General features: G+C 63.4%; 10 protein-coding genes. 4 read left to right on the top strand and 6 right to left on the bottom strand.

The features are described from left to right. Nucleotides 1-7: 7 nt before the first annotated feature. From O3301_RS12045 to O3301_RS12020, 6 genes are all read right to left on the bottom strand, one after another. The gene (locus tag O3301_RS12045) at nt 8-1,150 is read right to left on the bottom strand and encodes a sugar ABC transporter permease (RefSeq protein ID WP_152251553.1); all 1,143 of its coding nucleotides are present in this window, start codon (nt 1,148-1,150) and stop codon (nt 8-10) included. Next, entirely contained in the window at nt 1,147-2,718 is a 1,572-nt protein-coding gene (xylG, locus tag O3301_RS12040) for a D-xylose ABC transporter ATP-binding protein (protein ID WP_305056481.1), read from the bottom strand. The genes O3301_RS12045 and xylG overlap by 4 nt, the downstream gene beginning before the upstream one ends. Nucleotides 2,719-2,781: 63 nt before the next feature. Beyond that, entirely contained in the window at nt 2,782-3,756 is a 975-nt protein-coding gene (gene xylF, locus O3301_RS12035; protein WP_369811627.1) for a D-xylose ABC transporter substrate-binding protein, read from the bottom strand. 91 nt (nt 3,757-3,847) lie between these two features. After that, nucleotides 3,848-5,635 carry an IlvD/Edd family dehydratase gene (locus O3301_RS12030; RefSeq protein ID WP_305056480.1) on the bottom strand — a complete coding sequence of 596 codons (1,788 nt, stop codon included), beginning with the start codon at nt 5,633-5,635 and terminating at the stop codon, nt 3,848-3,850. Further along, nucleotides 5,632-6,399, bottom strand: coding sequence for an SDR family NAD(P)-dependent oxidoreductase (locus O3301_RS12025; RefSeq protein ID WP_305056479.1), 768 nt, complete (start codon nt 6,397-6,399; stop codon nt 5,632-5,634). Before O3301_RS12025 ends, O3301_RS12030 begins: the two co-directional genes overlap by 4 nt. 28 nt (nt 6,400-6,427) lie before the next feature. Next, on the bottom strand, nt 6,428-7,588 hold the full coding sequence (locus O3301_RS12020; protein WP_305056478.1) for a fumarylacetoacetate hydrolase family protein: 1,161 nt from the start codon (nt 7,586-7,588) through the stop codon (nt 6,428-6,430). Nucleotides 7,589-7,690: 102 nt separating this feature from the next. Here O3301_RS12020 and O3301_RS12015 point away from each other — a divergent pair, with 102 nt between their 5' ends. From O3301_RS12015 to mmsB, 4 genes are all read left to right on the top strand, one after another. Beyond that, nucleotides 7,691-7,969, top strand: coding sequence for a hypothetical protein (locus O3301_RS12015; protein WP_305053686.1), 279 nt, complete (start codon nt 7,691-7,693; stop codon nt 7,967-7,969). Nucleotides 7,970-8,019: 50 nt separating this feature from the next. Further along, nucleotides 8,020-9,042 carry a multiple monosaccharide ABC transporter substrate-binding protein gene (chvE, locus tag O3301_RS12010; protein WP_369812196.1) on the top strand — a complete coding sequence of 341 codons (1,023 nt, stop codon included), beginning with the start codon at nt 8,020-8,022 and terminating at the stop codon, nt 9,040-9,042. 116 nt (nt 9,043-9,158) lie between these two features. After that, entirely contained in the window at nt 9,159-10,697 is a 1,539-nt protein-coding gene (mmsA, locus tag O3301_RS12005) for a multiple monosaccharide ABC transporter ATP-binding protein (RefSeq protein WP_305056733.1), read from the top strand. After that, nucleotides 10,687-11,901 carry a multiple monosaccharide ABC transporter permease gene (gene mmsB / locus O3301_RS12000; protein ID WP_289905977.1) on the top strand — a complete coding sequence of 405 codons (1,215 nt, stop codon included), beginning with the start codon at nt 10,687-10,689 and terminating at the stop codon, nt 11,899-11,901. The genes mmsA and mmsB overlap by 11 nt, the downstream gene beginning before the upstream one ends. The last annotated feature ends 11 nt before the right edge of the window (nt 11,902-11,912 follow it).

Here is an 11,912-nt window from a genome sequence, read left to right as displayed (position 1 = left end):
TTCACGGCTATCTGCGCCCTGCTCGCGTGCTGACATCGACCCACACGGCCAAAGTGAGGATACTGCCTTTCACGATCATCTGCCAGTAGGTGTCCACGTCCAGCATGGACATGCCGTTATCCAGGCTGGCCATCACCAGCGCGCCGATCAGGGCGCCATACACGGTGCCCGAGCCGCCGCGCATCGAAGTGCCGCCGATGAAGCAGGCGGCGATGGCATCGAGTTCGCTGAAGGTGCCGGCCGAGGGCGAACCCGCCGCCAGGCGGCCCGTGTTGATCAGGCCAGCCAGCGCGCACATCAGGCCCATGATGCCGAAGATCCACAGCTTGACGGCTTTCACATTGATGCCGGACAGGCGCGTCGCTTCCATATTGCTGCCGACGGCGTAGATGCGGCGGCCGAACACGGTCTGGCTGGTGATGTAACTGAACAACCCCAGCAAGGCCAGTAGCAACAGCACGGGCAGCGGGATGCCTTCATAGCCATTCAGGGTTTGCACGAAAGCGTACAGCACGGCGCCGATGACGGCCAGGCGCAAGCCGTCGGCCCAGGGCGCCGTCTGCGGCAAGCCATGCTGCGCGCGGCTGGCACGCGCGCGCCACGTCAGGAAAGCGGCCAGCAGGAACAGGCCGATGCCCAGCACGATGCCGGGCACCGCGGGCAGGTAGCCCTGCCCCAGGTAGACCATCGGCTCGGAGACGGGCGCGATCGTGATGCCGCCCGTGATGCCCAGCAGGATGCCACGATACGCCAGCATGCCGCCCAGGCCCACGATGAAGGACGGGATTCCCCGGTACGCCGTCAGGTAGCCATTCAACAGGCCGATCACCAGGCCGCAGCCGAGTACCGCCGCCAGGTTCAGCGCCAGCGGCCAGTGCTGCGTCACGTCCAGCACGGCGGCGATGCCGCCGAGTAGCCCCAGCAGGGAGCCGATCGACAGGTCGATCTCGCCGGCGATAATCACCAGCACCATGCCGCAGGCGAGGATGCCGGTGACGGACATCTGGCGCAGCAGGTTCGACAGGTTGCGCGGCGTAAGGAAACTGCCCTGCGTCTTCCACGAAAAGAAGGCCCAGATCAGCGCCACGGCGATCAGCAGGGCCAGCATCTTGTATTGGGTGAACAGCTGTTTGATACTGTGCGGTTTCATGCTGCGGTTTCCTTGTTTGCGGTATGGGCGGCGGGAGCCGGGCGCTGGTCCAGCGCCGCCGCCAGCACGGTTTCCTGGCTCAGGCCATCGTTGATAAAGTCGCCGCGCAAGCGGCCCTCGCCCATCACCAGCACGCGGTCGGACACTCCCAGCACTTCGGCCAGTTCCGACGAGACCATGATGATGGCCACGCCCCGGTCGGCCAGCGCCAGCATCAACTTGTAGATTTCATATTTGGCGCCCACGTCCACGCCGCGCGTGGGCTCGTCGAGAATCAGCACGCGCGGGCGCGTCAGCAGCATCTTGGCCAGCACGGCCTTCTGCTGGTTGCCGCCCGACAGGCTCGTAATGGGCAGCGACGGGCTGGCCGCCTTCAGCTCCAGCTGGGCGATCTCGCCGCGCACGGCCGTCAATTCCGCCTCGCCATCGATGCGCGTGGCGCGCGCGAATTGCTCCAGCACGGCCAGGGTGATGTTCTGCCCCACGTCGAGGTCCGGCACGATGCCGTGGTGCTTGCGGTCTTCCGGCACCATGGCCAGGCCCTTGGCGATGGCCTTTTGCGGCGAGCGGGTATCGATTCTCCGGCCATCGAGCCACACTTCGGCCTCGCACGGCCCCTGGTAGGCGCCAAACAGGGCCGAGACGAGTTCCGTGCGCCCCGCCCCCACCAGACCGGCGATACCGAGGATTTCGCCCTTGCGCAGGGTGAATGACACATCGTCGACGCGCTTGCGCTGCGGGTTGTCGGCGTCGATGCAAGTCACATGGCGCGCCTCGAACAGCACCTCGCCAATGGCCGGCGGCTGCGCGCGCTGCGGATACAACTGGCTCATTTCGCGGCCCACCATCTGCGCGATGATGCGCTCGACGTTCATCTGCGCCATCGGCGTGGTGGCGATGTGCTTGCCGTCGCGGATGACGACGATGGTGTCGCAGATGGCCGCCACTTCATCGAGCTTGTGCGAAATGTAGATGCAGGTGACGCCCTTGGCCTTCAACGCGCGCAGGATATCGAGCAGCACGGCGATTTCCGACGCCGTCAGCGACGACGACGGCTCGTCGAGAATCAGCAAGCGCGCATTCTTGTTGAGCGCCTTGGCGATTTCCACCAGTTGCTGGTGGCCGCCGCCGTAATTCATCACGGGCTGCGCCACGTTCAATTCGGGAATTTTCAGTTCGCGCAGCAGCTCGTCGGCGCGCTTGTACATGGCCGCATAATGCATGCGCCCACCCGGCAGGGTCAACTCGCGGCCCATGAAGATATTCTCGGCCACGGACAGCTGCGGCACCAGCATCAGCTCCTGGTGGATGATGATGATGCCCGCGTCTTCCGTGTCGCGGATCGATTGCGCGCGCAGGGGCTGGCCATCCCACAGGATGTCGCCATCCCAGGTGCCGTGCGGGTACACACCGGACAGCACTTTCATCAGGGTCGACTTGCCGGCGCCATTCTCGCCGCACAGACCGATACACTCGCCGGCCCGCACCTGCAGGTCGATGCCGTCAAGCGCGCGGACACCGCCAAACTGTTTGACGATGCCTTTCATTTCAAGCAGATAGTCGGACATGCTCACTCTCGTTGCGGATTAACAGAAATCAGGGGTCAGTCCCAGCGGGTCTGACCCCAGCTTTTAGTTGCCCAACTGAGCTTTGGTATAGAAGCCGTCGTCGACGAGAACGTTCACATTCGCCTTGGTCAGCGGCGTTGGTTTCAACAGCACCGTGCTGACTTTTTTCAAGCCGTTGTCATAGCTGGAGTTGTAGGCCGGCTTTTCATTGCGCGCCAGTTGCACGGCCAGCTTGGCCGCTTCGGCAGCGATGGTTTTGAGCGGTTTGTAGACTGTCATCGACTGCGTGCCGGCGATCACGCGTTTCACCGCCGCCAGATCGGCGTCCTGGCCCGAGACAGGTACCTTGCCTGCCAGTTTTTGCGCAGCCAGAGCCTGGATGGCGCCGCCGGCCGTGCCGTCGTTCGAGGCGACGATGGCGTCGATCTTGTTGCCGTTGGCCGTCAGCGCGTTTTCCACGATGGACAGCGCTTCGGTGGCGCTCCAGTCCTTCACCCACTGCTGGCCGACGATCTTGATATCGCCCTTGTCGATAAACGGCTTGAGCACTTTCATCTGGCCTTCGCGCAGCATCTTGGCGTTGTTGTCGGTCGGCGAGCCGCCCAGCAGGTAGTAATTGCCCTTCGGTTGCAGCTTGGTCACGCCCTCGGCCTGCATTTCGCCTACTTTCTCGTTGTCGAACGAGATATACGCGTCGATATCGGCGTTCAGGATCAATCGGTCATATGACAGCACCTTGATGCCGGCCTTTTTCGCTTCCTTGACGGTGTTGTTCAATACCGTCGCGTTGAACGGCACGATCACCAGCACGTCCACGCCGCGCGAGATCAGGTTCTCGATTTGAGAAATCTGACGCTGCTCGCTGGCGTCGGCCGACTGCACGAAGACCTTGGCGCCCTGCTTTTCGGCGGCGGCGATGAAGAAATCGCGGTCGCGCGTCCAGCGTTCCACGCGCAAATCGTCGATGGAAAAGCCGATCTTCGGGTTTTTTGCATCGGCCAGGGCGGCGCTGCTGGTCAATGCCAGCATGGCGGTCATGATGGCTGCACTGATGATCTTGTTCATTGTGTGTCTCCTTGTGGATTTTATTAACAACGTTTTTTCACTGCGGGTGTTGCGGCTTCAAAAATCAATGGTTGTGGCGCGGCAGGGTCTGCCCCACGGCGCGGTACTTCAGCGCCAGCTCCATGCAGGCGCCCGTTTCCAGCTGGCCCACGCTGGCGCGGTACAGCTCCTGCCATGGCGTGGCGCTGTCGTTGACGGGCGGCGGCAGCTCGTTGGCGCGGCGCGCCAGTTCCTGTGCCTCGACCAGCATGTCGCAACGGCCCGCGTTCAAGTCCACGCGGATCATGTCGCCCGTGCGCAGCAGCGCCAGGCCGCCACCGACCGCGCTTTCCGGCGACGCGTTCAGGATCGAGGGACTGTCCGAGGTGCCCGACTGGCGCCCGTCGCCCAGGGTCGGCAGGTTCAAAATGCCGGCCTTGAGCAAGGCGTCGGGCGGCTGCATGTTGACCACTTCGGCCGAGCCGGGCCAGCCGACAGGGCCGGCGCCACGCATGACCAGCATGCAGCTGTCGTCGATGGCCAGGGCCGGGTCGTTGATGCGCGCGTGGTAGTCGTTTGACCCGTCAAAGACAATGGCGCGCGCCTCGAATACGCCTTCGCTGCCCGGGCGCGACAGGTAGCGCTCGCGGAAAGCGGGCGAGATCACGCTGGTCTTCATGATGGCGAAGTCGAACAGGTTGCCCTGCAAGGCCATGAAACCGGCCTTTTCCTTCAGCGGCGCGGCAAACGGACGGATCATCTCGCGGTCCGCGCTTTCGCGCCCGGCCAGGTTCGCCGCCATCGTCTTGCCCGTGACGGTGGGCCGCTCGGCATGCAGCAAACCCGCCTGGAGCAACTCCCACATCACGGCCGGCACGCCGCCGGCGCGGTGGAAACGCTCGCCCAGGAATTTGCCGGCCGGCTGCATGTTCAGCAGCAGCGGCACGTCGTAGCCGTGTTCCATCCAGTCGCTCGAATGCAGCTCCACGCCCGCATGGCGGGCCATGGCCATCAAATGGGGCTGGGCGTTGGTCGAGCCGCCGATGGCCGCGTTGACGATGATGGCGTCCAAAAACGCTGCGCGCGTGAGGATGCTTGAAGGACGGACGTCCTCGAACGCCATGTCGACGATGCGGCACCCCGTGGCATAGGCGATCTGGCCACGCTCGCGGTACGGCGCGGGGATGGCCGAACAGCCCGTCAGGGACATGCCCAGCGCCTCGGCCAGCGCATTCATCGTCGATGCCGTGCCCATGGTGTTGCAGTGGCCGGCCGATGGCGCCGAGGCGGCGGCGATCTGCAGGAATTTATCGTTGTCGATCAAGCCGGCGGACAACTGGCGGCGGCCCTTCCAGATGGCCGCGCCGGAACCCACCAGTTCGCCGTCCATCCAGCCATCGAGCATGGGACCGCCCGACAGCACGATGGCGGGGATGTCGACCGTGGCGGCGGCCATCAGCTGGGCCGGCGTGGTCTTGTCGCAACCCGTCGTCAGCACCACGGCGTCGATCGGGTAACCATGCAGGATTTCCACAAGGCCCAGATACGCCAGGTTGCGGTCCAGCGCGGCCGTCGGACGGCGGCAATTTTCAAAGATCGGGTGCAGCGGGAATTCCATCGGGATGCCGCCCGCATCGCGGATGCCGTCGCGCACGCGCTGGGCCAGTTCCAGGTGGATGCGGTTGCAGGGGCTGATATCGCTGCCGCTTTGCGCAATGCCGATGATGGGCCGGCCCGAACGCAGCTCCTCGGCCGTGATCCCGTAGTTCATGAAGCGCTCCAGGTACAGCGCCGTCATGTCAATGTGGTCGGGATTGTCGAACCAGTCCTGCGAGCGGAAGCGCCGCGACTGGCGATTGTTTGGGGTACTCATGCGCCGTACCAGCCTGCGTCGACATAATATTCGCGGCCGGCGCACTTGGCCGCGTTGTCCGACGCGAGGAACAGCGCCAGCGCCGCCACGTCTTCCGGCTCCACGCGCAGCTGCAGGCATTGCCCCTGCAGGATCACGGCTTCCGCCTCCGGCGTATGCCACAGTTTCTCCTGGCGCGGCGTGCGCACGGCGCCGGGAATGATGCAATTGACGCGGATGCCGTCGACGCCCAGGTCGCGCGCCAGGCCGCGCGTCAGGCCCTCGATACCGGCTTTCGCCGTCATGTAGATCGACAGGCGCGCTTGCGCCAGGTGCCAGGAAATCGACCCCAGATTGAGGATCACGCCGCTGCCCTTGGCGCGCATGGCCGGCGCCACAGCCTGGGCGCAGAAATACTGGTGGCGCAGGTTGACGGCAATGCGCTCGTCCCAGTAGGCGGGCGTGACGTCCTGCAGCTGGTGGCGGTCGTCATTGGCCGCGTTGTTGATGAGGATATCCGTAGCGCCCGCGCTGTGTTCGATCTCGGCGAAGGTGGCGGCCAGGGCCTCCAGGTCCGTCAGATCGCAATAGCGGAAAACGGGAGGCTGCGGCAGGTCGGCCAACTTTTCCTGCAGCGCCAGCGACGCCTCGCTGGCGATGTCGAGAAAGGTGACGTGGGCGCCCTGGCGCGCGAACGCCTCGACGATGGCCACGCCGATGCCGGTGCCGCCGCCCGTGATGACGACGCGCTGACCTGCCAGGCTGGGATAGATTGCAGTTTGCATGGTGCCTCTCGTTATAGGAATTGGGAAATCAGATCAGGCCGCGCTGCGCCAGGCTCCGGTACAGCGCGCGCACGCCGAACGTCCAAGGGGCAATCGCATCGCAGCGCTGCACTTCGTTGACCAGCGCGCCCAGCGAAGCGCTGGCAATCGTCACCCGGTCACCCAGGTGGTGCGTAAAGCCGCCGCCCTGCTCGCCGCGGTCCTTCACGGGCGAGAACATGGTCCCCAGGAACAGCATGAAACCGTCCGGATACTGGTGATACGGGCCCGCCGTCTGGCGCACCAGGTCCAGCGGATCGCGGCTGATCTCGCGCATGAAGCTGGCGCCTTCGAGCACAAAGCCGTCGTCCGCGCCTTCGATCAGCAGCGACACTTCCGCCTGGCGCACGGTGTCGAGCGTGAAGTGTTCGTCGAACAGGCGGATGAAGGGACCGATGGCGCAGGAACCGTTGTTATCCTTGGCCTTGCCCAGCAAGAGGGCACTGCGCCCTTCGATGTCGCGCAGGTTGACGTCATTGCCCAAGGTCGCTCCCAGCACCTCGCCGCGGCTGTTGACGGCCAGGACGATCTCGGGCTCCGGGTTGTTCCAGGCGGACGATGGCAGCAAGCCCACCTGCGCGCCGCAACCCACCGACGACATCGGCTGCGCCTTGGTAAACACTTCCGCATCGGGGCCGATGCCCACTTCGATGTACTGCGACCAGGCGCCGCGCTGCTGCAGCTGCTGTTTCAGCCGCTGCGCCGCGTCCGAGCCGGGCTTCAATGCGGACAAGTCGCCGCCCAGGGTCATTTGCAGGGCGGTGCGCAGGCTCGCCGCGCGTGCCGCGTCGCCGCCCGCCTGTTCCTCGATCACCCGTTCGAGCAGGCTGACGGCGAAGGTCACGCCGCATGCCTTGACAGCCTGCAGGTCGCACGGCGCCAACAGCAGCGGCGCGCCGGCCGGCGCGGCCAGCGCCTGCTCCAGCAGCGCCTGCACGGAGCCGAGCGCGATTCCGGGCGCATGGCGGGCGATATCGAGCGCATCGCTACGCTCGAACAGCTCGGCCACCGTCGCCACCGTCTGCGTGAGGTCGACCACCTCGCCGCCGCGCACGGCGACGACACAAGGGCCGTCACGCCAGATGCGGCCGATAAGGAGGGCCTGCGCCAAATCGGCGGGCAACAGGGAGGCGGGGGAAATCGGCTGCATGGCAAGCTTTCAAAGGGACGTGATGGGAAGGCAATCGGTCAAGTTCGGAGCGATTCTGCGCGCCGCCCTGTGTCGCCGCAATTACGAAAATCACCAAATTGAATGATGATTATTGGTATTGCAGCGCACCAAAAAAAGCCGCCGCCCGGCCCCCTTTCCAGCCCTGGCTGCACGGCGGGAATGGGCCGCATGGCGCATTGCATCAATCCGCTTATCGATACCGTTTTGGATATCACCGATGTGAAAAAAGTGATTGGTGAGGGATGGATGGACAAACTAGTATCAGCCGTGGCCTGCAATCGGCCATCCGCACGGAGCCCGCCCATCGGGACGACGGCCCTGGCACATTCAACTATCGAAGACGGTGGAGACCTGAAATGAAAACAACAATGAAAATGCTGACCGCGAGCCTGGCGCTGGCCATCTCCGGCATGGCGGTAATGCCCGTGGCAAGCGCCGCCGACAAGGGCGCGATCGGCATCTCGATGCCGACCAAGTCGTCCATGCGCTGGATCGCCGACGGCGACAACATGGTCAAGGTATTCAAGGAGCGCGGCTACAAGACGGACTTGCAGTTTGCCGACGACGATATCCCGAACCAACTGGCGCAGGTGGAAAACATGATCACCAAGGGCGCCAAGGTGCTGGTGATCGCCGCCATCGACGGCACCACCCTGTCGAACGTGCTGCAAAAAGCGGCCGACAAGGGCATCAAGGTCATTTCGTATGACCGCCTGATCCGCGGCACGAAAAACATCGATTACTACGCCACCTTCGACAACTTTCAGGTCGGCGTGCTGCAAGCGGGCTATATCGAATCGGCGCTGAAACTCAAGGAAGGCAAGGGCCCGTTCAACATCGAGCTGTTCGGCGGCTCGGCCGATGACAACAACGCGCACTTCTTCTACAACGGCGCGCTGTCGGTGCTGAAACCCTACATCGACAGCGGCAAGCTGGTGGTGCGCTCGAAGCAGATGGGCATGGAAAAGGTCGCCACCCTGCGCTGGGACGGCGCCGTGGCGCAGGCGCGCATGGACAACCTGCTCAGCGCCTACTACGGCAATGCGCGCGTCGACGCGGTGCTGTCGCCGTATGACGGCTTGAGCATCGGCATCCTGTCCTCGCTCAAGGGCGTCGGCTACGGCACGCCGAAACAACCGTTCCCCGTCGTGACGGGCCAGGATGCGGAAATCCCGTCGGTGAAATCGATCATCCGCGGCGAACAGGCATCGACCGTGTTCAAGGACACGCGCGAATTGGCCAAGGTGACGGCCAACATGGTCGACGCGATGATGAGCGGCAAGACGCCGACCGTCAACGATACCAAGACCTATAACAACGGTATCAAGGTGGTGCCATCGTACCTGTTGAAACCGGTCACCGTCGACAAGGCGAACTGGAAGCAGGTGCTCGTCACCGGCAGCGGCTACTACACGGAAGCGCAAGTGAAATAAGCATCGACGGTACTGAAGGCCCGGCGCTGCCGGGCCTTTCGCTTCATGCACGATCAAGAACAAGACTGCCGCACGACCGGCGCCGACCAGCGCGGCCGTGCCAGAGAGGTTATATGATGAACACTATCCTGGAAATGCGCGGGATACGCAAAACATTCCCGGGCGTCGTTGCGCTCGACAATGTCAACCTGCGGGTGCGCAGCGGCGAAATCCACGCCATCGTCGGCGAAAACGGCGCCGGCAAATCGACCCTGATGAAAGTGCTGAGCGGCGTCTACGGCCATGGCAGCTATACGGGCAACATCGATTACCTGGGTCAGACGCGGCACTTCCGCGGCATTAAGGACAGCGAAGAAATCGGCATCATCATCATCCACCAGGAACTGGCGCTGGTGCCCCAGCTGTCGATCGCCGAGAATATCTTCCTCGGCAACGAGCCGGCCCACATGGGTGTCATCGACTGGGAATACGCGCAAGCGAAGACGCGCGAACTGCTGCACAAAGTCGGCCTGAAAGAGTCCCCGGACACCCTGATCACCAACCTGGGCGTGGGCAAGCAGCAACTGATCGAAATCGCCAAGGCGCTGTGCAAGGACGTCAAGCTGCTGATCCTCGACGAGCCGACGGCCAGCCTGAACGAGAGCGACAGCGCAGCCCTGCTCGACCTGCTGCTGGGCCTGAAAGCCCAGGGCATCGCCTCCATCCTGATCTCGCACAAGCTCAATGAAATTTCCAAAGTCGCCGATGCCATCACGGTGCTGCGCGACGGGAACACGGTCGACAGTTTCGACTGCCGCATGGAGCCCGTCAGCGAAGACCGCATCATCGAAAAAATGGTCGGGCGCGAGATGGCCGACCGCTATCCACCGCGCACGCCCACCATCGGCGAGACCATTTTCGAAGTGCGCGACTGGCGCGTGTTCCATCCCGAGCATGCCGAGCGCCCTGTCATCAAGGGCATCAACATGCACGCCAGGAAGGGCGAGATCATCGGCATCGCCGGCTTGATGGGCTCCGGGCGCACGGAACTGGCGATGAGCATTTTCGGGCGCGCCTACGGACAGCGCATCAGCGGCACGGTGCTGAAGAACGGCCAGGAAATCGACGTCAGCACCATCGGCAAGGCGATCGCGCATGGCCTTGCGTATGTCACGGAAGACCGCAAGGGCCTGGGCCTGATCCTGGAAGAGGACATCCAGAAGAATACCAGCCTGGCCAACCTGGACGCAATTTCGAAGCGCATGGTGATCGACGAGCAGCGTGAATTCAGCGTGGCCGAGGAGTTCCGCCGCAAGCTCAAGACCCGTTGCTCGAGCGTGGCGCAGAAAGTGGTTAACCTGTCCGGCGGCAATCAGCAGAAAGTGGTGCTGGCAAAGTGGCTGTTTTCGCGCCCCGACATCCTGATCCTCGATGAACCGAGCCGCGGTATCGACGTGGGCGCCAAATACGAGATCTACAGCATCATCAGCGAGCTGGCCGCCGAAGGCAAATGCATCATCATGATTTCGTCGGAAATGCCGGAATTGCTGGGCATGTGCGACCGGATCTATGTCATGAACGAAGGCCGCTTCGCGGCAGAACTGAGCGCAGCAGAAGCATCGCAGGAGCGAATCATGCGCGCGATCGTTACACACGGAGAAAACAATGGACAATAAACTGACAGCGGGAACGGCGGCAGGCGCGCCAGCGGCCGCACCGCAAGCGAAAAGCTATGCCGGCTTTTTGAAGAACAATATGCGCGACTACGGCATGCTACTCTCCCTGATCGTCATCATGGGCTTTTTCCAGTACATGACCGACGGCACCCTGATGCAACCGCTGAACCTGACGAACCTGGTGCTGCAAAACAGCTACATCGTCATCATGGCGCTGGGTATGCTGATGGTCATCGTAGCCGGCCATATCGATTTGTCCGTCGGCTCGGTGGTCGGCTTCGTCGGTGCGCTGGCGGCCGTCCTGATCGTCAACTACAACATGAATTTTGTCGCCGCCAGCATCATCTGCCTGCTGGCCGGCGCCGTCATCGGCGGCGCGCAAGGCTATTTTGTCGCCTTCTTCAAAATCCCCTCCTTCATCGTCACCCTGGCCGGCATGCTGGTATTCAAGGGCCTGACCCTGGCGCTGCTGGCAGGCCAGTCGGTCGGCCCCTTCCCGGAAGGCTTCCAGATGCTCAGCTCGGGTTTTTTGCCCGATCCGTTCGGCGGCGAAAACCTGCGTGGCTTTTCCCTGCTGCTGGGCGTGATCGCCGCAGCGGCGCTGATCATCACCTCGCTGCGCAGCCGCGCCAAGCAACTGAAACACGGCATGGAAAACGAGCCGCGCGCCTTCTTCCTGCTGAAAAACGCCATCTTCGCCGCCGTGATGGTGTATTTCAGCTACCTGCTGGCGTCGTACCGCGGCTTTCCCAACGTGCTGGCCGTGATGTCGCTGCTCATCGTCGCCTACACCTTCATCACCAACCGCACCGTGCTGGGCCGCCGCGTGTATGCGGTAGGCGGCAACGAGAAAGCGGCGCGCCTGTCCGGCATCAAGACGGAACGGGTCAGCTTCTACACCTTCGTCAACATGGGCATGCTGGCCGCGCTGGCCGGCCTGATCTTCGCGGCGCGCCTGAACACGGCCACGCCAAAGGCCGGCACGGGTTTCGAGCTGGACGTGATTGCCGCCTGCTTCATCGGCGGCGCCTCGGCTTCGGGCGGCGTTGGCAAGGTGATGGGAGCCGTCATCGGCGCCTTCATCATGGGCGTGATGAACAACGGCATGTCCATCATGGGCATCGGAATCGACTACCAGCAGGTGATCAAGGGCCTGGTGCTGCTGGCGGCCGTGTTCATCGACGTCATCAACAAGAACAAGTAGACCGGTTCGAG

The organism is Janthinobacterium sp. SUN211 (assembly GCF_030587315.1).
Lineage (GTDB): Bacteria > Pseudomonadota > Gammaproteobacteria > Burkholderiales > Burkholderiaceae_D > Janthinobacterium > Janthinobacterium kumbetense.
This window is presented reverse-complemented; position numbering and strand designations above follow the sequence as displayed.